Source organism: Asticcacaulis sp. P4_H10 (assembly GCF_056400965.1).
Genome location: NZ_JBFUKH010000004.1, coordinates 230712 through 253456, shown reverse-complemented (window position 1 = coordinate 253456; position 22745 = coordinate 230712). Strand labels below are relative to the sequence as shown.

At 61.7% G+C, this 22745-nt stretch carries 18 protein-coding genes; 9 read left to right on the top strand and 9 right to left on the bottom strand.

Annotated elements, in window-relative coordinates; genetic code table 11:
- Nucleotides 1–30: 30 nt before the first annotated feature.
- The 6 genes from kduD to AC1DON_RS09265 all read left to right on the top strand — a co-directional run bounded on the left by kduD (nt 31) and on the right by AC1DON_RS09265 (nt 7683).
- On the top strand, nt 31–789 hold the full coding sequence (kduD, locus tag AC1DON_RS09290; protein WP_476934508.1) for a 2-dehydro-3-deoxy-D-gluconate 5-dehydrogenase KduD: 759 nt from the start codon (nt 31–33) through the stop codon (nt 787–789).
- A gap of 284 nt (nt 790–1073) precedes the next feature.
- The gene (locus AC1DON_RS09285; protein ID WP_476934507.1) at nt 1074–1430 is read left to right on the top strand and encodes an ArsR/SmtB family transcription factor; all 357 of its coding nucleotides are present in this window, start codon (nt 1074–1076) and stop codon (nt 1428–1430) included.
- Entirely contained in the window at nt 1423–2187 is a 765-nt protein-coding gene (locus AC1DON_RS09280) for an SRPBCC domain-containing protein (RefSeq protein WP_476934506.1), read from the top strand. Before AC1DON_RS09285 ends, AC1DON_RS09280 begins: the two co-directional genes overlap by 8 nt.
- 116 nt (nt 2188–2303) lie before the next feature.
- On the top strand, nt 2304–3152 hold the full coding sequence (locus AC1DON_RS09275) for a 2-keto-4-pentenoate hydratase (protein WP_476934505.1): 849 nt from the start codon (nt 2304–2306) through the stop codon (nt 3150–3152).
- 290 nt (nt 3153–3442) lie between these two features.
- Nucleotides 3443–6415: a TonB-dependent receptor gene (locus AC1DON_RS09270; protein ID WP_476934504.1), complete on the top strand. Its 2973-nt coding sequence runs from the start codon at nt 3443–3445 to the stop codon at nt 6413–6415.
- Nucleotides 6416–6639: 224 nt separating this feature from the next.
- Nucleotides 6640–7683, top strand: a complete 1044-nt coding sequence (locus tag AC1DON_RS09265) for a sugar kinase (RefSeq protein ID WP_476934503.1) — start codon at nt 6640–6642, stop codon at nt 7681–7683.
- Here AC1DON_RS09265 and AC1DON_RS09260 read toward each other — a convergent pair.
- From AC1DON_RS09260 to AC1DON_RS09250, 3 genes are all read right to left on the bottom strand, one after another.
- Nucleotides 7673–8071, bottom strand: a complete 399-nt coding sequence (locus AC1DON_RS09260) for a response regulator (RefSeq protein WP_476934502.1) — start codon at nt 8069–8071, stop codon at nt 7673–7675. The two genes, AC1DON_RS09265 and AC1DON_RS09260, sit on opposite strands and share 11 nt — an antisense overlap.
- A gap of 148 nt (nt 8072–8219) precedes the next feature.
- The gene (locus AC1DON_RS09255) at nt 8220–10169 is read right to left on the bottom strand and encodes a M1 family metallopeptidase (protein WP_476934501.1); all 1950 of its coding nucleotides are present in this window, start codon (nt 10167–10169) and stop codon (nt 8220–8222) included.
- Nucleotides 10170–10319: 150 nt separating this feature from the next.
- Nucleotides 10320–12134, bottom strand: coding sequence for a DEAD/DEAH box helicase (locus AC1DON_RS09250; protein ID WP_476934500.1), 1815 nt, complete (start codon nt 12132–12134; stop codon nt 10320–10322).
- Between the two features lie 422 nt (nt 12135–12556).
- Between AC1DON_RS09250 and AC1DON_RS09245 the strand changes: the two genes are divergently transcribed.
- Both AC1DON_RS09245 and AC1DON_RS09240 read left to right on the top strand, forming a co-directional pair.
- Nucleotides 12557–13054: a hypothetical protein gene (locus AC1DON_RS09245; protein ID WP_476934499.1), complete on the top strand. Its 498-nt coding sequence runs from the start codon at nt 12557–12559 to the stop codon at nt 13052–13054.
- A gap of 27 nt (nt 13055–13081) precedes the next feature.
- The gene (locus tag AC1DON_RS09240; RefSeq protein WP_476934498.1) at nt 13082–13639 is read left to right on the top strand and encodes a demethoxyubiquinone hydroxylase family protein; all 558 of its coding nucleotides are present in this window, start codon (nt 13082–13084) and stop codon (nt 13637–13639) included.
- A 141-nt stretch (nt 13640–13780) separates the two neighbouring features.
- Here the strand turns inward: AC1DON_RS09240 and serA are convergent, their stop codons facing one another.
- Nucleotides 13781–15706 (bottom strand): phosphoglycerate dehydrogenase, encoded by a 1926-nt coding sequence (gene serA, locus AC1DON_RS09235; protein ID WP_476934497.1) that lies wholly within the window; start codon nt 15704–15706, stop codon nt 13781–13783.
- A 217-nt stretch (nt 15707–15923) separates the two neighbouring features.
- Between serA and AC1DON_RS09230 the strand changes: the two genes are divergently transcribed.
- A complete protein-coding gene (locus AC1DON_RS09230) occupies nt 15924–16832 on the top strand; it encodes an Hsp33 family molecular chaperone (RefSeq protein ID WP_476934496.1) in 909 nt (302 codons plus the stop codon).
- Between the two features lie 79 nt (nt 16833–16911).
- On the opposite strand, the gene phoB is transcribed toward AC1DON_RS09230, so the two are convergent.
- From phoB to proB, 5 genes are all read right to left on the bottom strand, one after another.
- Nucleotides 16912–17601, bottom strand: a complete 690-nt coding sequence (gene phoB, locus AC1DON_RS09225) for a phosphate regulon transcriptional regulator PhoB (protein ID WP_476934495.1) — start codon at nt 17599–17601, stop codon at nt 16912–16914.
- Nucleotides 17602–17610: 9 nt separating this feature from the next.
- The gene (gene phoU / locus AC1DON_RS09220; RefSeq protein ID WP_476934649.1) at nt 17611–18306 is read right to left on the bottom strand and encodes a phosphate signaling complex protein PhoU; all 696 of its coding nucleotides are present in this window, start codon (nt 18304–18306) and stop codon (nt 17611–17613) included.
- A gap of 120 nt (nt 18307–18426) precedes the next feature.
- Nucleotides 18427–19908 (bottom strand): histidine kinase dimerization/phospho-acceptor domain-containing protein, encoded by a 1482-nt coding sequence (locus tag AC1DON_RS09215; protein ID WP_476934494.1) that lies wholly within the window; start codon nt 19906–19908, stop codon nt 18427–18429.
- Nucleotides 19909–20010: 102 nt separating this feature from the next.
- Nucleotides 20011–21285, bottom strand: a complete 1275-nt coding sequence (locus AC1DON_RS09210) for a glutamate-5-semialdehyde dehydrogenase (protein ID WP_476934493.1) — start codon at nt 21283–21285, stop codon at nt 20011–20013.
- Nucleotides 21286–21566: 281 nt separating this feature from the next.
- The gene (proB, locus tag AC1DON_RS09205; protein ID WP_476934492.1) at nt 21567–22730 is read right to left on the bottom strand and encodes a glutamate 5-kinase; all 1164 of its coding nucleotides are present in this window, start codon (nt 22728–22730) and stop codon (nt 21567–21569) included.
- Between the last annotated feature and the right edge of the window lie 15 nt (nt 22731–22745).

Genomic DNA, 22745 nt, shown 5'->3' with positions numbered 1-22745 from the left:
GACCCAAGCCCCGAACAGGAAACACAAATAATGGGACTTCAAGCATTCGATCTGACGGGCAAGGTTGCCCTGGTAACCGGTGCCAATACCGGCCTCGGTCAGGGCATTGCCCTGGCCCTGGCCGAAGCCGGTGCCGATATCGCCGCTGCCGGCATCGTGCCTGCCGATGAAACCGGTGAAAAGATCAAGGCGCTCGGCCGCAAGTTTCTCAATATCGATGCCAACCTGATCAGCATCGAGCCGGTCGACCGCATCGTCAAGGAAACCATCGAAGGCCTTGGCGGCCTCGACATCCTGGTCAACAATGCGGGCCTGATCCGTCGCGCCGACGCCGTTGAGTTCTCCGAAAAGGACTGGGACGACGTGATGAACGTCAACATCAAGGGCGCCTTCTTCATGGCCCAGGCCGCCGGCAAGCACATGATCGCCCAGGGCCGCGGCAAGATCATCAACATCGCCTCGATGCTGTCGTTCCAGGGCGGCATCCGCGTCCCCAGCTACACCGCGTCGAAGTCCGGTATCGCCGGCATCACGCGCCTGCTGGCCAACGAATGGGGCGCCAAGGGCATCAATATCAACGCCATCGCGCCCGGCTACATGGCCACCGACAACACGGCGCAGATCCGCGCCGATGAAGTCCGTGAAAAGGCCATCCTCGACCGCATCCCGGCCAATCGCTGGGGCCTGCCGGCCGACCTCGGCGGCACGGCGGTCTTCCTCGCTGCAGCGGCTTCGGACTACGTCAACGGCGCGGTCATCCCCGTCGATGGCGGCTGGCTGGCGCGCTAAGCGTAGGTCACCAAACACGTAAAAAATCCTGGTAACCCGGCGGGCACCTCACACCCGCCGGACCTTGACCAGGTTGACGAGGGCCGCCCGCGCACCCCCAAAAGTGTTCAACGGTTTTGGGGCAAGGTGCGCGGCAAACAAAGGCTACCGGTGAAACGATCTTTCTCCCGCCAAACGGCGGCCGGCCCTCTCATCTTTTCCCTGCAATCACGCGACGTACCGGCGCTTGACGCGCTGTTATTTTTTGTCATATAAGTAACCAATTGGTTACGGATTGAGGCAATATGACGGCGGCACGAAAAATCCAGGCAGCGGACAACGAAGGCGGTAATGAAGACGACATCTTTCGCGCCATCGCCGATCCGACGCGGCGCGCCATCCTCGATGCCCTGCGCAGTGGGCCCAAGCCGGTGAACACCGTCGCCGGCGCCTTTCCGGTTTCACGGCCGGCCATATCCAAGCACCTGCGCATCCTGCGCGAGGCCGGTGTTGTCGAAGAGACCCGCCAAGGCCGTGAGCGGCTCTATCGCCTTAAGCCCGCCAAACTCGAACCGGTTGACCACTGGATATTGACCTATCGCCGGTTCTGGGCCGGCCATCTCAATGCACTCAAAGCCTTTGTGGAGACTTCCGATGCCTGACGCCCGCGCCATTGCCGATATCAATGAAGGCCTCGTGCTTGCCACCGTCGATATCCAGGCGCCGATCGAGCGTGTCTTCGCCGCTCTGACCGATCCGGAACAGCTGCCGAAGTGGTGGGGTTCCGATGACCTGTACCGCACGACCGCCCTGGTCTCCGACCTGCGCGAAGGCGGCGAATGGAAGAGCTCAGGTCAGGGCGCCGACGGCACGGCCTTCGAGGTCGGCGGCATGTATACCCGCGTCCAGCCGCCCCACCACCTGGAGATGACATGGCGCCCCAGTTGGGAGACCTTCGAAAGCCACGTCAGCTACACACTGACGACTGTAGATGGCGGAACGCGTGTCACGGCGCGCCACTCGGGCTTCGGCGAACACGCTGCGTCGTGCAGCAGCCACGCCTCGGGCTGGGAACGCGTTCTGGGCTGGCTCAACGGCTACTTCGTTATCGAACAGGCGCCCGCACCGGCCTTCGTTATGCGCCTGATCCCGCCGCGCGCGACCTTCCCGTTCGACGCCACGCCCGAAGAAATGGCTGATATGCAGGCGCACGTCGCCCATTGGCAGCCCTGGGTCAAGCAGGGTGCGGTCATTGCTCTCGGCCCTGTGGCCGACAGCGCCGGCGCCTACGGCCTGGGCGTGATCCGCGGCCTGGCCGACACTGAACTGCAGGACCTGCAGGCCGGGGATCCAATCATCCTGTCTGGGCGCGGCTTCCGCTATGAAACATCGCCCATGCTGCGCCTGATGACACCATAGTCCGCGCTCAACGATCCGGCCGCAACATAGCCTCGCAAAAGCCGCGTTCTGGCAAAAAGAGTTGCTCGTGACACCGGTTTCCGCTAGGTAGCGCCTAAGTAAATGGAGACCCGCCAATGACTTTCGACGACATCGCCAACCGCTTCGTGACCGCCCGCCGCTCGGCTACGGCGCTTGAGGGCTATCCCGGTGAGATTCCGTCGAAGCTCGAAGACTCTTATGCCATCCAGGAACGCGCCATCACGCTTTGGGACCGCCCGGTCATCGGCTGGAAGATCGGCCGCCTGGCGCCGGAAAGGCAAGCCGAGCACGGCACGGAACGCCTGGCCGGCCCGATCTTCGCCCCGACCTACAAGGACTATGACGGCACGGCCGTCACCCTGCCCGTGTTTACCGGCGGCTTTGCGGCAGTCGAAGCCGAATACATCTTTCGCATCGCCCACGACACCGATCCGGCCAAGACGGAGTACAGCGAGGAAGAGGCCCTGCGCCTGATCGACGGCGTATTCGCCGGCATCGAAATGGCCGGCTCGCCGCTGGCCACGATCAACAAGCTGGGGCCAACGGTCGTCGCCTCGGATTTCGGCAATAATTTCGGCCTGATCCTCTCAGAACGCCTGGCCGAGTTCGACAGCGATTCCACCGTCGACACGCTCGGCGCCGATGCCGTCAAGGCCTACAAAGCGCGCACGGAGATCGACGGCGTCGTTGTCGGCGAAGGCGGCCTGTTCACCATGCCGGGCGGCCCGCTCAAGGCCATTGCCTGGCTGGCCGGCCACCTGGCCCAGCGCGGCCGGCCGCTGACCAAGGGCCAGCTGATCTCATCCGGCGCCACCACCGGCATCCACGATATCGCTGCGGGCCAGACCTCGCGCGTCATCTTCAGCACGGACGGCCGCGACAACATCGTCCTTGAGCTGAAGACCGAAGCCGCCAGCCAGAACAGCCGTGAGCTTTCTCAATAACGAAGACGCCTTAACCCTTTTTTACGCCTGCCAGGGACCTATGGCAAAAATAACGCAGGTGCGAAACTTCTTTGTCCGCATGATGCTACCGGTGTCTTTCCGGCTTGTGTGCGTTTCAGAACTGTGAGTAATTAGTGTATTGGCGTCGAGTAGGCAACAACCACTCATGACACCGGTGTCAGATGGTCATTCACACAGTAAATCTGTGTTAATCAACTGTCTATATGATCATTCTTGTCGGCCGCCATATTAAAAACAGGCCGCAAGTTGGCAAAACGGGGAGTAACCTTATGAAGTCCAAGTCGAACGGCGCCACGATTGCGCCCAAACTCAGCCGCAAGATCGCCCTTCTGGGCGCTTCGCTCGGCACGTTGATGGCCGTGGCCGCCGGCGCTCATGCACAAGATGCGGCGCCTGTTCCGGCTACCGATGACACCGATGTCGTCGTTGTTACCGGCTTCCGCAGCTCGCTGCAGACTGCCATCAGCGAAAAGAAGAAGTCGACCGACATGGTCGATGTCATCAAGGCCGAAGACATCGGGCAATTCCCGGATCTGAACCTGGCGGAATCGCTGCAGCGTATCCCGGGCGTGTCGATCGACCGCGATGGCGGTGAAGGCAAGCAGATCACCGTGCGCGGCCTGAACGCGGAATTCTCGCGTACCCGCCTGAACGGCATGGAAGCCCTGGCTACGACTGGCGCCAAGGATTCTTCGGGCGGCACCAACCGTACCCGCGGCTTCGACTTCAACGTCTTCGCCGCCGACCTGTTCAACTCGATCACCGTCCGCAAATCGCTGTCGGCTGAAATCGAAGAAGGCTCACTCGGCGCCACCGTCGACCTGCAAACCGCCCGCCCCTTTGACTACAAGGGCTTCACCATGGCGGCCGGCGGTCAGCTCGGCTACAACGACCTGAGCGAAGACGTCGCCAAGCGTGGCACCTTCATGATCTCCAACCGTTGGGCGGACGGCAAGCTGGGCGCCCTGCTTTCGGTGGCCTGGGGTTCGCGCAACGTCGTCGAAGACTCGACCAACTCGACGCGTTGGGAAAACTCGTCCTCGGCCGGTACCGCCGGTCGTTTCCAAAGCTACAGCCTTGACGGCGGCACGACCTTTATCACCAACTGCGCCGCAGCAACGACGACGGGGGCCTGCTCGGCGGCCACAGGCGGCTCGGCAGCCAACTTGGCGAACTCGGCCAAGATTTCCAACGGCCTGCACCCGCGTATTCCGCGCTACAACCACTTTGAGACCGAACAGAAGCGCCTCGGCATCACCGGCGCCTTCCAGATGCGCCCGTTTGAAGGCACCCTGATCACGCTCGACGCCATGCACGCCAGCTTTGGTGCGAACCGCGACGAGTGGGAAATTGAAGCCATCTCGTTCAGCCGCGGTACGGTCGGCCTGCCGCAAACCGATATCTATAACTATGAGATCGACGGCGAAGGCACCATCACCAAGGCGTCGTTCAATGACGTCGATATCCGTTCCGAACACCGTTTCGACGAACTGACCACGACCTTCAACCAGCTGAACCTGACCTGGGATCAGAACTGGGGCGATCGCCTGACCTCCAAGTTCTTCCTCGGCCACTCGAAGTCGTCGCAGGAAACGCCGGAGCAAACGACCTTCACCTTCGATTCCTACGACGTCGACGGCTATTCGTACGACTACACCGATCCGACGGCCCCGGTCTTCAACTACGGCAAGTCCTCGACCAACTGTACGCCCGACCAGGCCTGCTACTGGAGCTATACCCGGACGCCTATTACGGGTGATCCGGCCCTGGCCGGCGATGCATCGCTCATCCGTATTCGTCCGCAGCTGGTCGAAAACGAGTTCTCGACAGCCAAGCTGGACGTCAAGTTCGACCTGAATGACCACATCACCCTGAAGGGCGGCTATTCGGTCAAGGAATACGACTTCTACTCCGAAGAGTACGGCCGCGTTTCCACCAGCGCAGCCAATGCCGCACGCGACGAAAATGCCGGCGGCGCGATTGCTCCGGAAATCAAGAACAACCTCGCCAAGTACGCGGAAACGGTTACCGTTGGCGGCACCAGCTACCTGATCCCCAACCTGGATCTGATCCGCGAAACCTTCAATTATGACTGCCGCTGCACCAATGCGTGGGGCACCTTCACGGTCAACAAGGAAAATTCCAGCTCGCGTACCAACAACCGTATCGCCAACGAGCGCGACACCGGCGTGTTCATACAGGCTGACTTCCGTGGCGACCTGGGCACCATGCCTTACCGCGGTAATATCGGCCTGCGTGAAGTCACTACCGACATCGAGGTTTCCGGCTTCATCGGCGTCGCGACCACTGTCAACTCGACCGGTTCGAAGATGACCACGATCCAGCGCAGCTACAAGGACTCGCTGCCGTCGTTCAACTTCATGATCGAGCCGATGGATAACGTCTATGTCCGTTTCGCCACGGCCAAGACCATGGCACGCCCGACCCTGCTCAGTCTGACACCGGGTGGCGGCGCTATCAGCACCGGCGCGAACACGATCACCACGGGTAACCCGGCACTTGATCCTGTACGCGCCAACACCACCGACCTGAGCTTCGAATGGTATCCGGATAAGGATACTCTGTTCACGGTTTCCTTGTTCCAAAAGGAAATCAAGTCGTACATCCAGTCGCGCACCGTGCCTTACAAGCTGAGCGAGCTGGGCTATAACTATGCTGACCTCGGCGAAACTGCCGACGAAGTCTATAACGTCACCACCCCGATCAACACGCCGGGCGGCGATCTCAAGGGCTACGAAATCTCGCTGCAGAAGCCCTTCACCTTCCTGCCGGGCTTCCTGTCCAAGACGGGCGGTATCCTGAACTACACCCACGTCGAGTCGGAGATCCAGTACTACACGACCGCTGGCGCTACGACGACGACGACGGCCAACCTGCTGGGCCTGTCGCCGGAAGCCTGGAACATCACGGCCTATTATGAAGGTGATGTCCTGGCCGGCCGCGTGGCCTTTGCTTACCGCGACGGCTACCTGTCGCAGTTGAGCCCGGGCTCTTCGGCTGACTTCTGGGGCAAGCACGAGACGTTCAATATCGACGCTCAGATGACCTGGAAAATCAACAAGAGCCTGACCCTCATCTTCGAAGGCATCAACCTGACGGACGAAGCCGACGACCGCTTCATCTCCTACAACACGGCTCAGGGCAACACCGCCCAGAACCTGCTGTACGATTACTCGAAGTCGGGCCGCCAGTATTACGCCGGCTTCCGCTACAAGTACTAATCGCATCTGGTGCGCCGGCTTCACAGCCGGCACACCTCCCAAATGCGGCTGCGAGCGCATTCTCCCAATAAGCCGCCACTTGGGGCGCCGGTTCATCCGGCGCCCTTTTTTTGTCAGGCCTCATTTTGCCCGCACGGTTTGCGCATTCAGGTCTCGACCCTGTGGCGCTCAGCCTTTACAACACTGCCGGTTCGCCATTCATGCCACAGAAGATTCGCCGCCCCATGCCTACACCGCCCGCCGCCGCTGCCTCCGCCCCGCTCGTCTGCTTCGGGGAGCTGATGATCCGGCTCAACACGATGAGCGGCCGGATGCTGGAAGAACTGCCGCAATTGCAGCTTCATATCGCCGGCGCCGAAGCCAATGTGGCGGTTGGTGTCCGCCGGCTGGGCCACCCGGCGTCCATGGTCAGCGTCGTGCCTGAAAACGCCTTGGGCGCGGGCGCCGTCAATGAGCTGCGGCGCTGGGGCGTCGATACCTCTGGCGTCTACACCGCCCCCGGTCGCATGGGCCTCTACTTCCTGACGCCGGGCGCCATTCACCGCCGCTCGGACATCGTTTATGACCGCGCCGGCTCGGCCTTCGCCACCGCGCGCTTCTCGAAACTCAACTGGACGCGCCTGTTGAAGGGCGCCGGCTGGCTGCACGTTTCGGGCGTGACGGCCGCATTAGGCGCCAACAGCGTCGCGGCGGCGCTCAAGGCCATGCAGACGGCGCGCAAGCTGGGCGTCAAGGTCTCGTTCGACTGCAACTACCGCCCGACCCTGTGGCAGGCCTGGGGCGGCGACGCACCGACGCTTATCCGCAGCCTGATGGCCGAAGCCGACATGATGTTCGGCGGCTATCGCGACATCGAACTGGTCTTCGGCACGAAATTCGCGGGTGACGACGGCACCACGGCCCGCGAACGCGCCGCCGCCGACCACGCCTTCAGCCAGTTCCCCAACCTGCAGCGCATGGTCTCGACGCGCCGCACCCAGGTCACGGCGGACCACAACCGCCTGGCGGGCCAGATGTTCACGCGCGAGACCTCGCTGGAAACCGAGACCTACGATATCGTTGGCATAGTCGATCGCATCGGCGGCGGCGACGCGTTTGCGGCCGGCGTCTTCCACGGCATCCTGAACGGCGACAGCGACCAGCAGGCGCTGAACTACGGCATTGCCTGTGGTTGCCTGAAGCACGCCCAGCCCGGTGATATCAGCCTGGCGACGCATGGTGAACTGGTCGATTTCCTCGACGGCGGCAGCTTCGACGTTAAGCGCTAGCCCTAGTCTGCTTTTGCGGCAGCTTGGCCGCTATGGCCGCGAGCAGTGCGTCGGCATCCACCGGCTTGGTCATGAAGTCGTTCACGCCGATCTCGGCCCACCGGGCCTTGTGGCATTCCATGGCATTGGCGGTCAACGCTATGACCGGCGTATCGCGGTTCTGACCATTGGCACGGATGCGGCAGGTCGCTGCCAGCCCGTCGAGGCCAGGCATCAGCATGTCCATCAGGATGACGTCAAAGCGGCGGGCATGACAGTAGGCAACCGCCTCCTCGCCATTGCACGCCATCGTCCACAGCCAGCCTGTTGGCTTCAGGAAAAGTGAGACGATACGCCGGTTGATCTCGTGATCATCGACGATCAGCACATGAAACTCGGACTCTTGCACAGCCACGCCTCCCCGAAACCTGGGAGAAGCCTATGCCCGAAGTCTTAACAATTGAGCAAGATTACGCGCTAAAGATGCATTTTTATTGAAAATGACACCAAGCGCCGGGTCACAATCTAGATATTGCCCGCTTTAAGTGTAAAGATTCTTATTTAACAATCTTGTCGACGGCGATCCGGGTGACGTCGTGGTAGCCCGGCCGCGCCTCGGCATAGATGCGGCGCGCCATGTCCACGCCCCAGCCCGGCTGCTTCATCAGCTCGGCATAGAGGGGCTTGCAGAACTTGGCCCGGCCTTGCGACAGCAGGAAGTCACGCACCGACGTCATGGCCGGCAGGTAGTGCTTCTTGATCGCCAGGACCAGCCAAGCGGCGCGGATTTCCGCGTTCTGGCTGTCGGTGAATTTGAACTGCCCGTCCAGCGCCGCCATCTGCTCAAGCGTGATGGTATCCGGCATCTGGGTCAGGAAATACTGCCAGTGCTGCGTACTGTAATCACTGACGTCCAATGTCTTAGCGTCGGCGCCACCGGCAAAGGCCTGCACCTGCGCCATCACCTGGTCCAGCGCCGGCGAGGTCGGCACGATGGCATTGGACGGCAGGTCGCGCTCGTACAGCCATTCATGGATCTGGAGCTGCTTTTCCAGGTCGGCATTGTTGTTGAGCAGATAGGTGCGCAGATCGACCAGGAAGGCGTCGGTCGTCATGCTCTGGAACTTGTAGCGCTCGAAATAACCCCTGACATAGGCGTCGAACTTCTTGCGGCCGAAACGCGCCTCCAGCATGCGCAGGAAGGCCGCCCCCTTTTCATATGGGATATCCGAGAAATAGTCATCGGGACTGATGCCCTTGAGATCGGGCCGCAGCCGGGTGAAGTCGGGCGTGCCGGCCTCTTTCAACTCGCTCAGGGTATCCTGCAGGTCGTGATAGCCGAGGACCTGGAGCATGCGCGCGCGCTCGGGCCCATAGACCTGCTCCATGATCCGGTTTTCGAAATAGGTGGTGAAGCCCTCGTTCAGCCAGAAGTCTTCCCAGGTAGCGTTGGTCACCAGATTGCCCGACCACGAATGGGCCAGCTCATGCGCGATCAGCGAGACCAGCGACTTGTCGCCCGCCAGGATAGTTGGCGTGGCGAAGGTCACCATCGGGTTTTCCATGCCGCCGAACGGGAAGGACGGCGGCAGGATCAGCACGTCGTAGCGGTCCCAGCGATAGTCGCCATAGATTTTTTCGGCGGCGTCGAGCATGGCTTCCATGTCGCTGAGTTCAGTCGCGGCCTTATCGAGCGTTACCTTCTCGGCGAACACGCCCGTCCGATTGCCGACCGCCTTGAAGCCGATATCGCCGACCGCCAGCGCGATCAGATAGGGCGCCACCGGCTTATCCAGCTCGAAGCGGAAGGCGCGCTGACGCGGCTGGCCGGGTACGGCCTCGCCCTTCGGCGTCAGTTGCCTGGCGGCCATGACAGCGGTCAGGTCGGCAGGCACGACGATGCGCGCCTTGAAGGTCTGGCGGATCGCCGGGCTGTCCTGGGTCGGCACCCAGGTGCGCGTGTGGATTTCCTGGCCCTGGCTGAACAGGAAGGGCTTCTGCTTGCCGGCCGTCTGGGCGGGGCTGAGCCATTGCAGGGCGGTGCCTTCGGGAGTCGTCTGATAATGGATGACGACCTTCTGCGCGCCCTGCGGCAGTTCCACGGTCAGCGGCGCGCCCATCATCGGGTCATTCTTGCCGATGGTGTATTTCAGCGGTGCGCCAGAGCCGTCGGTGACCTTTTCAATGTCAAGCGCACGCGTATCGAGGACAACGCGCTTGGCATTGGCCTCGGTCTCGAGCTGCAGGCTGGCCGTACCGCGCAGGACCTTCTTCGTGAAGTCGGCGGTGAGGTCGAGATCGACATGGCGCACGCGCGCTTCCTGGGGTCGGGCATAGGAGTGGTCATCGACAGACCGTTCGACCATGGCTTCCGGAGTCGCACGGCCAGACGGCTTGGGCTGACAGCCGATGAGACCCGCCGCACCGGCGCCAAGCATCAGGACCGCCGCGGCCGCGGCCGCCAGCCGCTGGACAGTCGCGGACGTGCGCAAAATGGTGTGACTCATTAAAAAGCCTGGCCCCTGGGTAAGGCCTACACTGTAGCTGGAAAGGACAGGATCACACAACCCGTGAAATTCCCCCATCCGGCGTGCACGCGGACGAGGAAAGATAAGAAAAAACCTCCCCGGACCTGGGTCCGGGGAGGTTCAATTGTGTTAGGACTGCTTGCGGCGCTTGAACTGGGCGCCTTCGGAGCGATTGATTTCGCCTTCCGCAGGGCGGGGGCCCTTGAAAGCAGGCTTGCCGCCAGTCTTCGGTCCTTTGAAGAAGTTCGGCTTGCCGCTGGGCTTGCCGCCGAAACCACCTGGACCCTTACGGGCGCCTGGACGGCTGTCCGTACGCTCGCCATGGGGACGATCGGTGTGTGGACGATCGCCACGCGGGGCATGGTCACGAGAGGCATGTTCGCGGGGCGCATGCTCACGGCGTTCGCCACGCGGCTGGTCGAAGCGGCGCTCACCGCGATTGTCGTCGCGCGGGCCAGGCCGGCCGGGAGCGGGCTTGAATGGCTTGGTCGAAGCCACAGGGCCGCGCTCGGCCGTCATGGGATCGTAACGGTCGGGACGCGCAGCCGGTGCCGCACGATCGCCGAAAGGCTTGCCGCCACGCGGCTTGCCGGGCGCGCCGGAACCGGACCGGTTGCGGCTGCGCTTTTGCACGAATTCTGCGTCCGGATCGCTGTGGCGGGCTTCGCCCTCACCGGCGCGCCAGCCCTTGCCCGGCTTCGGATCACCCTTCTTGCGGTGTTCCGGCAGACGGTCCGGCGTGGCAGGCTTGTCTGCAACACCCGAGGCCAGCATGGCTTCGTCGAGCAGCTTCAGCGCCTGGTCCTTGCGGCGGTCGAACGACGGAATGCGCTGACGCGTGATGCGCTCGATGTCCTTCAGGTACTTGCGTTCATCATCGGCGCACAGCGTGATCGAGATACCGGCGCGGCCAGCGCGCGCGGTACGGCCGATGCGGTGGACATAGGCTTCCGGCACGTTCGGCAGTTCATAGTTGATGACGTGGCTGACATTGTCGACGTCGATACCGCGCGCGGCGATATCGGTGGCGACCAGTGCGCGCAGCTTGCCGGCCTTGAAGGCCTGCAGGGCGCGTTCGCGCTGGCTCTGGTTCTTGTCGCCGTGAATGGCAGCGGTTTCGATGCCGCCGGCCTGCAGGTAGGCGGCGACCTTGTCGGCGGCGCGCTTGGTGCGGGTGAAGACCAGCGTACGGGCCAGGGCGTCTTCGGCGTACATTTCCGTCAGCAGGGCACGCTTGCGCAGCGACTCAATGAAGATGACGCTTTGTTCGACGCGCTCGGCCGTGGTGGCTTCTGGCGTGATTTCGACGCGCTTAGGCTCGGTCAGCAGCTCGGAGGCCAGAGCACCGATTTCCTTCGGCATGGTGGCCGAGAAGAACAGGTTCTGACGCTTGTGTGGCAGCTTGGCGGCGACCTGACGGATCGGCTTGACGAAGCCCAGGTCCAGCATCTGGTCGGCTTCGTCGAGGACGAAGAATTCAACGCCGCGCAGGTCGACGGTCTTCTGTTCGATATGGTCGATCAGGCGGCCCGGCGTGGCGACCAGGACGTCGACGCCGCGCGACAGGGCCTTGTACTGCGGGCCGTACTTGACGCCGCCATAGATGGTGGCGATGTGCAGGCCCATGCCCTTGGAATAAGTTTCGAAGCTTTGGGCGATCTGCGAGGCCAGTTCGCGCGTCGGCGACAGGATCAAGGTGCGGACCGACTTGGGCGCCGGGATGATGCGGTTGCGCATCAGGCCTTGCACGATCGGCAGGGCGAAGGCAGCCGTCTTGCCGGTGCCGGTCTGGGCGATACCCAGCAGGTCGTTGCCGTTCAGCAAGATGGGGATGGCCTGGGCCTGGATCGGCGTCGGGTTGGTATAGCCTTCGCGTTCCAGCGTCAGCAGCAGGGTCGAACTGAGGCCCAGTTCGGCAAAAGTCTTGTTGGTGGTCTTGGTCACGTAACGTGCGCTTTCAAATTCGGGCAAGGACAAACAAACGCGCCTCGCCCGCGCCTGTGAAAACAGGCCGGGTGGGACGAAGCATGCGCGTGTCACGGACTTCGAAAGAAAAAGAGCAGGACGTCTTTAAACTCTGACGGCCTTTTGTCGCTGGCGATATGTACCCGAAAAGATGGGCATATCTCACGCGGCCAGCGCTAATCGTGACAGACGAACCGTCACGAAGGGTTATCTCGCGGATGCGAGAACGCCTAAATGCCTGTGCGACAGCCAAATGTCAAGGTCAATGATTATGCAAAGTTCGCACATGCCAACGCTTTGTAAACTTTACGGGCGTAATGTGGTGAACGGGCAGAGTAGACCTTAAGGCTGCGCATTTTCGCGCCAGGTGCCCAGCATCCAGAGAATTTTAAGGAGTCCGAATGTCTTCGCCGCTGCGCCCTGTCAACCGTTCCACGCCCGCCATGACGCCCGGCGGCACACGGGTATCGGCTGCGGCCAAGGTCGAGATCATTCAGCCTTCGGACTATAGCGACCGCCGCGCCGAACCGCGTGCCGCCTGCGACGATCGCGGCGCCCTGCTCTTCCTCTCCAGCCAGGCGGTCATCCAGTGCCGCATCCTCGACCAGAGCCCCAGCGGCGCGCGCGTGGCGTTCGAGAACAACAGTCCTGTGCCTGCGGAACTGTGGCTGATCGACCTGGATACCAATATGGTCCGCCGTGGCAGCTCCGCCTGGTCGACACCGACGCGGATGGGCCTGAAGTTCAACTTTGTCCAGACCCTGGTTCCCGGCCATGCCCGTCCGGCCAAGGTGCCTGAGCCCGTCTTCGAAGCCTGGATGAAGCTCAGTGGCCAGACGCCGGCGGAAGCCCCCCGCGACGATACGTCCGGCGACGACAACGTCTTTTTCCTGGACTAATTGCCGCCATGGCGTGACCGTTACGCCATGTCCGACCGCACCATAGCGCGTATTCTCAAGGTCAATCACGCCGGCGAGTTCGGCGCGATCCGCATTTACCGTGCCCAGCTGTGGTATGCGCAAAAGACCACCAGCGACCTTGTGCCCTTCCTGCTGGAAACCCTGTCGCACGAAATGGTGCATTGCCAGCGCTTTCTCGACGCCATGCCGTCGCGCGATGCACGACCGTGCAACGCCATGCCGCTGTGGGGCATCGGTGGATCCATCCTGGGACTGGCAACATCACTGATGGGCCGCAACGCCGTCATGGTCTGCACCGAAGCCGTCGAGGAAACGGTACACCGCCATCTCGATGAGCAAATGCATTATCTTACAGGGCGCGATGAAGCCTTGCGCGAGATGGTCGCTGAGATTCAGGTCGAGGAAGTCCAGCACCTGCGCTTTGCGCAAAGTCATGTACGCCCCTCACCACTCAATGGTGCCCTGAAAGCGCTGATCTGTGTCAGCACCGAAGTGGTGATCTGGCTGTCTACCCAAGGCGCCGTCACACGCATGGTGCGGGGAATCCGGAGCGGCGGAAACTGAAACTCCGGTAGCACGCTCCGAACCTGTAAGCCGCAATGGCGTGGCGAAAATTGTTAGCTTCCGAGAAACGGAGCGGAGCGTACTTGAGTACGTGAGCACCGTATCGCAGGAAGATGACGGTTTGCAGACCGTCAGTGTGGCTTACACGAGAGAGCGGAAGCGCAGGGTCCCGTTGACCGCTTTGAGATCCTCGAGCGCCTCCTTCGGATAGCCCTTGTCGATATCGACAATGACGTAACCCAGGGTCTCGCTGGTCTTCAGGTGCTGCGCCAGAACATTCAATTCGTACTTGGCCATGATCTGGTTGATCGCCGCCAAGACGCCCGGCACGTTACGGTGCAGGTGCAGGAAGCGGTGACGGCCATCGACTTCCGAGAGCTGTACGTGCGGCATGTTCACGCTGAACGTCGTGTCGCCACGGTTCAGGAAGCCTAGCAGGCGCTCCGAGGCGAATTCGGCAATCGCTTCCTGCGCTTCTTCGGTCGAACCGCCGATATGCGGCGACAGGACCGTATTGCGGCGGCCGATCAGCGCGCTATCGAACGGATCGTCATTGGTGCGCGGCTCTTCCGGGAAGACGTCGATAGCGGAACCATAGATCTTGCCGCTGTCGATCGCAGCCGCCAGAGCCTCGATATCGACGATATGGCCCCGCGACAGGTTGATGAAGATCACCCCGTCCTTCATGCGCGCGAACTGTTGGGCGCCGAACAGGTTCTTGTTCTCGGCGCGGCCATCAACGTGCAGCGAAATCACATCGGCCTCGGCCAGCAGCGCATCGAGCGAGCGATAACGGCGCGCATTGCCCAGGCTCAGCTTTTCGGCCAGGTCGTAATATATAACGCGCATGCCGAAGGCTTCGGCCAGGATCGACAGTTGCGAACCGATGGCACCGTAACCGATGATACCCAGCGTCTTGCCGCGGACTTCGTGAGCGCCTGTCGCCGACTTGTCCCACTTGCCCTTGTGCATGCCGACAGACTTATCCGGAATGTTGCGGGTCAGCATGACGATCAGGCCGATGACCATTTCCACCACCGAACGCGTGTTGGAATAGGGCGCATTGAAGACGGCGATGCCCTTTTGCGAGCAGGCCTTGAGATCGATCTGGTTGGTGCCGATGCAGAAGGCACCAACGGCCATCAGCTTGTCGGCGGCCTCGACCGCCTTGGCCGTCAGATTGGTCTTGGAGCGCAGGCCCAGGATGTGCACACCCTGCAACGCTTGAATCAAGTCATCCTCATCGAGGGCGCCCTTGACGGTCGTGACGTCGTAGCCTTCTTCGCGAAAGCGGCGGACGGCCTCGGGGTGGATGTTTTCGAGCAGCAGGACCTTCAGCTTCGAGCGCGGGAAGGAGTAACGACCCTGATAACCTTCGGTGTGCAGCACCTCGTCGAACGAAGCTGCCACTTGCGTGGCGTCGCAGCCCTCGGTGGCAGCGACGACCTTGGGGCGCGCCACGTTTTCGGTGAAGGCGTAGAAGCGCTCGGCCGCGCCGCCCTTATAGACTTCATAATCCGTCCAGCCGTCGCCGACCATGACGACGTCGCCATCCAGCGTCAGGCCGCGCACGGCGACGATCTTGCCGCCGTCCTGGCTGAGCGGGTTGGTCAGGTCGAGGCCGATGGCCACGCCGTCTTCGTTCCAGGTCAGTCGGTTGGCCAGGACGTATTCCGGCGCGATGCCGAATTCGGCGACGACCGGATCGATGAAATCATGGAAACCGCCCGAGATGATACGGATCTTGCCAGGATGCTCGGCGAAGACGGCACGGTTGCGTTCGATCGACGCGCTGATCTTGGTCTTCAGCACCTCGACCAGCGAGGCGATGTCGTCGCGGGTGGGCTTCAGGATGCGGACGCGGCGTTGCAGGGCGTCGGAGAAGCTGATCTCGCCCGACATGGCCTGATCGGTCAGGGTACGGATCTGTTCGACATCGGCGGCGCGCGCCGGATCGGCAGCGGACAGCAACTCGGCCAGGATGTCGAGCGCCTCGACCTGGGTAAAGGTCGAATCGAAGTCGAGCACCAGGGTGGCAAGGTTAGGCTGATTGAAACTTGCATTCATGACCGAAACGCCCATATGGAAAAACTTCGAGCGCAGGCAGCTGTGCCCGCCCCGATACATTTGCGCCGCAGATAAGATAAAAGCGAGGTCTGCACAACCGGCTTAACCCTTTATTGTGGCAGTTCGCGGTGCAATTCTCTAAATTCCGGCCCTGTCTGACGGCAAATCCCGAAAACAGGTAATATCTGTAACGGCCCTAAAGGTTTCATGCGTTTCCATGTCTGATCCGTCCCCTGTTGTTGAAGACTATTCCGCGCGCTTCGTCATCGAAACGCATCCCGTCCACGGCCGCCTGGTGCGGCTGGGCGACACGCTGGACCAGATCCTGAAGGCGCACGACTATCCGGACGTCATTGCCAACCTTTTGGGCGAAGCCTGCGTGCTGGCCGTGCTGGTCGGCGCATCGCTGAAGTTCGAAGGCCGGCTGATTCTCCAGGCCCAGGGCGACGGCGCTGTGCGCTACGTCGTGGCTGACTATGACACGCGCGGCGGCCTGCGCGGCTTCTGCCGTTACGACGAAGGCGAGTTGAACGACCTGATTGCTTCGAACGAAGGCAAGTTCCAGAGCCTGGGCGCGCAGGCACTGCTCGGCAAGGGCACCTTCATCATGACGCTCGATCCGGAAAACAATGCCGAGCGCTACCAGGGCATTACTCCGATCGAAGGTGAAAGCCTATCACTTTGCGCTGAGCATTATTTCGCGCAATCCGAACAGGTGCCGACCCAGGTCAAGCTGGCCGTCAGCGAGGTCACAGGCCCCGGCGGGCCGCAATGGCGTGCTGCCGGCGCGATTATCCAGGCGATCGCCGGCGACGCCACCCGCGGTGAAACGAAAGAGTCGTTCGACCATATCCGCGCCCTGTTCGCCACTTTGGGTGAAGAGGAACTGACTGATTTCAGCCTGCCTGCCGATCGTCTGCTCTATCGGCTGTTCCACGAGGACGGCGTGCGCCTCAGCGCGCTTAAAAACGTCTACAAGCTGTGCCGCTGTTCACAGGATCGCGTCGAGGGACTGGTGCAATCCTTCACCGAGCAGGAACAGAAGGACATGCTCGAACCCGACGGCAAGGTGCACATCACCTGCGAATATTGTTCGAAGACATTCTTTGTGGATGTGCCGGAATAGCTTTGCCCGGAAATGGCGCTTGCCCCTCATCCGGTTCGCCAAAGCGAACCACCTTCTCCCCTCAAGAGGGGAGAAGGAATTACCCTTGTATATCCAAAGAATAGCCTGCTGAGCGAACCGTTCTAATAGGATCGAACTCTTCCTTGTCGTTCAGCGCCTTGCGCAGGCGGCCGATATGGACGTCGACCGTGCGGGCTTCGACATAGACGTCATTGCCCCAGACGGCGTCCAGCAGTTGCTCACGCGAGAAGACGCGCTTGGGGTACTGCATGAAGTGGTCGAGCAGCTTGTATTCCGTCGGGCCTAAGTGAATGTCGCGTCCGGCGCGCTGGACGCGGTGCGACAGGCGATCGACCGAAATTTCGCCGAACTCGACGCGGTCTTCGCTGAGGCCCGGACGGATGCGCCGCAGGACAGCGCGGATGCGCGCCATCAGCTCGACCATCGAGAACGGCTTGACGACATAGTCGTCGGCACCCGTATCAAGGCCGCGGATGCGGTCGCTTTCTTCGGAGCGCGCCGTCAGCATGACGATTGGCAGGTTGCGGGTGGTCGATTGCTGACGCAGGCGACGGCAGACCTCGATGCCCGACACCTTGGGCATCATCCAGTCACAGACCAGAAGGTCCGGCTGGCGTTCCTTTATCATCATCAAGGCCTCGTCGCCGTCGCTGGCGACTCCGACCTCATAGCCTTCCTTCTCAAGATTGTAATTGAGCAGGGTCGACAGGGCGTCTTCGTCTTCGGCAATGATGATATAGGGCTTCATGGTCTCACATCAGGTTGGGCTTAGAGTATCGCCTTTGGGGCGGTCCTCGACGTAATCTTCGCCTGTCAGTTCGTAGTGGATATGCTCGGCCACGTTCGTTGCGTGGTCGCCGATGCGTTCCAGGTTCTTGGCCATGAACAAAAGGTGCGTGCAGGCCGAGATGGTGCGCGGATCGCCCATCATGTAGGTCAGCAGCTCGCGGAACAGGGCGTTGTAGTGCTCATCGACTTCGGTATCGGTCGTCCAGACACTCTGGGCCAGGTCGAGCTTGCCGCCCTTGTAGGCATCCAGCACGTCGCGCAGCCGCGACGAAACCAGCTTGCCCATGCGCTCGATCGAACGGGTGATCGGCGTCATCGGTTCGGCTTCGGAAATGACGATGGCGCGCTTGGCGATATTCTTGGCCAGGTCGCCGGTACGTTCCAGCGAGGTGGCGATCTTCATGGCGGCTACGGTCTTGCGCAGGTCGTTGGCCATGGGCTGGCGCAGGGCAATCAGACGGATGCACTTGCGCTCGACGTCCTTTTCCAGCTCATCGAGGCGATGATCGCGTTGAACGACGCTTTGCGCCAGGGCGACATCGCGCCGGGCGACGGCTTCGACGGCGTCGGCGACCTGGGCTTCGGCCAGACCACCCATCAGAACCACCTCAGCGCTCAGCTGATCCAGCTCTTCTTCGTAGGTCTTGACGATGTGCGGATTCATCTTGCTGAACTGTACCACGGCTGTATTCCTTCGGGCGTGTAGGCGAATTCTGTGACAGTTTTATTATACGCACGGCTGCATGTGAAAAAACCATGAAAACATGATGAATATCGGCCTGATCTAGCCGGCGTCCTTCAGCGGCTCGACAAGCCGGGGGCCAGTCACCGCGCCGAACGCACGGCTCTGCGGGAAATAGGCCGTAAAGGCGGTAAAGGTCGCAATGCCCGATGCCGGAAGTGGAGCGACATTGTCGCTGGCTGGCTCGATCATGACCAGGTCTTCGGCGGCTCCTTGCACACCGATCGATTCGACCACCAGACCACCGCGATGGCGGTTGATGATGTGCTTGACGATGGCCAGCCCCAGGCCAGTGCCCAGGCGGTCGCCGCTCTTCTGGCCCTCAACGCGATAAAAGCGCTCCGCCAAACGCGGCAGGTGCTCGCGGCGAATGCCCGGTCCGGCGTCGCGCACACGCAGGATGGCATAGTGTTCGTGGACATTGCGGTCAGGTCTGAGCAAGACCAGTTTGGCAGCCCTGACGTCGGTTGCCGCGATAGCCTGCGACAGCGTCCGGTCGATGTCGATCTCGATGATGACCTCCGAGCCGCGAGGCGCATATTTCAGCGCATTGTCGATCAGGTTCTGTGCGACCTGAAGTATCTGGTCGCGATCGCCGATGATCGGATACAGGCCAGGCTTTGGTGCCTCGATGCGGAAGGCCACACCCTTTTGCTGCGCGATCAGGCTCAGGCCATCGACGACGTCCTTGACCGCCAGAACCAGGTCGGCTTCGCCCGATGGCGGCACGTGCTCGTTCAGTTCGATGCGCGACAGAGACAGCAGGTCGTGAATAAGACGCCCCATACGATCGGCCTGCGTTGCCATGATAGTCAGGAATTTCTCACGCGCCTTCTCGTCGTCGCGCGCCGGCCCACGCAGAGTCTCGATAAAGCCGGACAACGACGCCAGCGGTGTGCGCAGCTCATGACTGGCATTGGCTAGGAAGTCAGCGCGCATCTTCTCCATGCGCCGCATGTCGGTTTCATCGCGTACAACCAGCAGGGCCAGCCTTTGCTCCTCGCCTTCAACCGGCAGGGGGCTTGCGAAGGCGCGCCAGTACTGTTCACGGGCCCCGCCCGTCGTATCGAAGGTCGCCGAACGCGAAATACCTCCGAACAGCGCCTCATCGACGCATTCCAGGACTTCCGGGGTACGAATGGCGCTGACCAGCAGGCCACCGAGATTTTCAATCTGAAAGACCTTCTGCGCGGCCGAATTGGCGAAGACGATCCAGCGGCCGGCAATGTCGTGGGGCTCGAAACCGGAAACAATCACCACCGGATCGGGCATGGCGGCCAGGGCTTCGCGAAAATCCGGCCCTTTTTGAATGATCGGTTCGGAGCGCAAGGGCTTTGGTGCAAACCGTTCATGCAGTTCGCCCTGGCGCAGCCACATCTCGACCAGGGTATAGCCAATGACCGCCAGCGCCGCGAAGATTACGAAGGGCCGGAGCGGTGCGATCAGCGCCATGCCAATCAGCACAGCGACCCCAATCAGGGTTCCGACCGGAATTGCGCTCAGAAAGGTTCGCCGTTCGTCCATCAGACCTCGCTGGCCGTATTATGGCGGAAAGGAAGCAGGCCTTAAAGCGATTTCACGACAGTTCCGTGACAGGATTGTAAGGGCAAAATTTGGAACCCAGGGTTAAGGCCTGACCTGGCCATCCCCACGCACGACGTATTTAAACGTCGTTAGTTGCTCGGCGCCGACCGGACCGCGCGCGTGCAGGCGGTCGGTCGAGATGCCGATTTCCGCGCCGAGCCCGAATTCGCCGCCATCGGCGTATTGCGTCGAAGCGTTCCAGATGACGATGGCCGAATCGACCTCGTTCAGGAAGGTTTCGGCGGCGCGCGTATCTTCGGTGATAATGGCTTCGGTGTGGCCCGAGCCATAGGTCCGGATGTGGGCGATGGCTTCGGCTTCGTCCTTGACGACGCGGATCGAGATGATCGGCAGCAGGTATTCGGTCTTCCAGTCTTCTTCAGTCGCGGCCGCCATGGCGTGGATGGCGCGGGCGCGCTCATCGCCACGCAGTTCACAGCCCTTGGCCTCTAAAGCTTGCGCAATGGCCGGCAGGAGCGTTTCAGCGACCGCTTCATCGATCAGCAGGGTTTCAGTCGCGCCGCACACCGACACACGGCGCATCTTGGCGTTCAGCGTCACCGCCACGGCTTTTTCCGGATCGGCGGCGGTATGCACATAGGTGTGGTTCAAGCCTTCCAAGTGGGCCAGGACCGGCGCACGCGCCTCCTTCTGGACGCGCTCGACCAATGAGCGGCCACCGCGCGGAATGATCAGGTTAATCGTTCCGTTCAGTCCGCCGAGGATCAGGCCGACAGCGTCGCGATCGGAAGTCGGCACCAGCTGCACGCAGGTGTCGGGCAGGCCGGCGGCGCGGAAACCGTCTTCGAAGGCAGCGTAGATGGCCAGCGCCGAATTCAGCGCTTCCGAACCGGTGCGCAGGATGGCCGCGTTCGACGAACGGATGCACAGGGCGGCAGCGTCGGCCGTTACGTTCGGGCGGCTTTCATAGATGATGGCGATGACGCCGATCGGCGTCGAGACACGGGCGATATCGAGGCCATTGGGACGCGTCCAGCGCGCCAGGTCGCGGCCGACAGGATCGGGCAGCGCGGCGACCTCTTCCAGACCTTTCGCCATGGCTTCGACGCGCGCCGGGTTGAGGATCAGGCGCTCGATCATGGCGTCGGTCAGCCCCTTGTCGCGGGCGAACTGCTGGTCCTTGACGTTAGCGGCCAGGATGTCGGCTTCGCGGGCACGGATGGCCTTGGCGGCCTCAACAATGGCGCGCGTGCGCACTTCCGGGCCGGCCAGACGCAGGGCCTCGGCGCCGAGCTTGGCCTTGGCGGCCATGTCGGTCATCAGGTCATTCAGCGTGCGTGTGCTCTGGTCGTCCATCTCAATACCCCTTGTCAGTCAAAGGCTATATAGCGCAAACGCGGCAAAAAACGACCGTTTCATCGGAAATCAAGCAGATTGGCGGAAATCTGATGGCGTTTTGGCGCCTTTGTCTCTATCCCGCTTTCTTTCTCCTCTCCCCATGAAAAGGGGAGAGGACAGGCGCGCAGCGCCAAGGTGAGGGGTAAATCGTCAGCAGATACGCACGCGGAACCGGCAGTAACTCCTCATCCGGTTGAGCAAGCTCAACCACCTTCTCTCCTCTCCGCGGGGAGAAGGGATTATACCATCACCATGTCGTCGCGATGGATGACTTCATCCCCCGAAGTGTAGCCTAGGATGGCCTCGATATCCTTGCTGCCCCGGCCGCGAATGGCGCGGATGTCTTCAGCATTATAACCGACAATACCGCGCGCGACTTCGTGCCCGGCGCATGAGACGATCGATACCGTATCACCCTTGTCGAAACTGCCCGTGACCTCGACAATCCCCGACGGCAGCAAAGACTTGCCATTATGCAGCGCTCGCACGGCGCCTTCATCCAGCATCAGCTTGCCGGCCGGCACGACAGTCCCGGCGATCCATGCCTTGTAAGCCGCGCTCAAGGAAGCCTGCGGCTTGAACAGGGTAAACCGCGCGCCCATTGGGCCGCTCAGCGACGACAGCGGCTGCACCACGGCACCAAAGGCAATCAGGGTCGCACACCCGGCCGACCCTGCGATCTTGGCCGCGGCAATCTTGGTCGCCATGCCGCCCGTACCGACACCGGCCTGCGCATTTGCGCCACCGGCCATGGCCTCGATCGACGGGTCGAGCTTTTCAACGAACGAGATATGCTGGGCGTCCGGATTGCGGCGCGGATCGTCCGTATACAGACCATCTATGTCCGACAGCAGGATCAGGGCTTCGGCCTTGACCAGCTGCGCGGTGCGCGCCGCGAGCCGGTCATTGTCGCCATAGCGGATTTCTTCGGTCACCACCGTGTCGTTTTCATTGACGATCGGCACGCATTTGACGTCGAACAGGGTCTCGACCGTGGCGCGGGCATTGAGCCATCGCTTGCGCTTTTCGGTGTCTTCGCGCGTCAACAGGACCTGTGCTGTTTTCAGCCCCACGGCGCGAAACGCCTCGTCCCAGGCACTCATCAAAAGTGGCTGACCCGCGGCAGCACAGGCCTGTTTTTCTTCGAGTTTCAGCTTGGCGCGCGTAATGCCCAGATAGCGGCGCCCCAGCGCAACCGCACCCGACGACACCAGAACAACCGATTTGCCCGTCGCCGTCAGCGATGCGATATCGCGCGCCAAGCCGGCCATCCACACACCGTTGGTGCCGCCGGAAGTCTTTTCGACCACCAGGGCCGAGCCGACCTTGATGACGATCCGTTGCGCGTTCAGCAAAACGTCGGGCAGAGGCACAGGCGCGCCCATATTCGTCTGACCGGCCATGTTTCGCCTTTTCTA

Bases quoted from the DNA above. Each gene is read 5' to 3' on its own strand.
- kduD (WP_476934508.1), top strand. From the start codon at position 31: ATGGGACTTCAAGCATTCGATCTGACGGGCAAGGTTGCCCTGGTAACC.
- AC1DON_RS09265 (WP_476934503.1), top strand. From the start codon at position 6,640: ATGCCTACACCGCCCGCCGCCGCTGCCTCCGCCCCGCTCGTCTGCTTC.
- AC1DON_RS09270 (WP_476934504.1), top strand. From the start codon at position 3,443: ATGAAGTCCAAGTCGAACGGCGCCACGATTGCGCCCAAACTCAGCCGC.
- AC1DON_RS09275 (WP_476934505.1), top strand. From the start codon at position 2,304: ATGACTTTCGACGACATCGCCAACCGCTTCGTGACCGCCCGCCGCTCG.
- AC1DON_RS09230 (WP_476934496.1), top strand. From the start codon at position 15,924: ATGTCTGATCCGTCCCCTGTTGTTGAAGACTATTCCGCGCGCTTCGTC.
- phoB (WP_476934495.1), bottom strand. From the start codon at position 17,601: ATGAAGCCCTATATCATCATTGCCGAAGACGAAGACGCCCTGTCGACC.
- proB (WP_476934492.1), bottom strand. From the start codon at position 22,730: ATGGCCGGTCAGACGAATATGGGCGCGCCTGTGCCTCTGCCCGACGTT.
- AC1DON_RS09210 (WP_476934493.1), bottom strand. From the start codon at position 21,285: ATGGACGACCAGAGCACACGCACGCTGAATGACCTGATGACCGACATG.
- AC1DON_RS09245 (WP_476934499.1), top strand. From the start codon at position 12,557: ATGTCTTCGCCGCTGCGCCCTGTCAACCGTTCCACGCCCGCCATGACG.
- AC1DON_RS09255 (WP_476934501.1), bottom strand. From the start codon at position 10,169: ATGAGTCACACCATTTTGCGCACGTCCGCGACTGTCCAGCGGCTGGCG.
- AC1DON_RS09240 (WP_476934498.1), top strand. From the start codon at position 13,082: ATGTCCGACCGCACCATAGCGCGTATTCTCAAGGTCAATCACGCCGGC.
- AC1DON_RS09215 (WP_476934494.1), bottom strand. From the start codon at position 19,908: ATGGACGAACGGCGAACCTTTCTGAGCGCAATTCCGGTCGGAACCCTG.
- phoU (WP_476934649.1), bottom strand. From the start codon at position 18,306: ATGAATCCGCACATCGTCAAGACCTACGAAGAAGAGCTGGATCAGCTG.
- serA (WP_476934497.1), bottom strand. From the start codon at position 15,706: ATGAATGCAAGTTTCAATCAGCCTAACCTTGCCACCCTGGTGCTCGAC.
- AC1DON_RS09285 (WP_476934507.1), top strand. From the start codon at position 1,074: ATGACGGCGGCACGAAAAATCCAGGCAGCGGACAACGAAGGCGGTAAT.
- AC1DON_RS09280 (WP_476934506.1), top strand. From the start codon at position 1,423: ATGCCTGACGCCCGCGCCATTGCCGATATCAATGAAGGCCTCGTGCTT.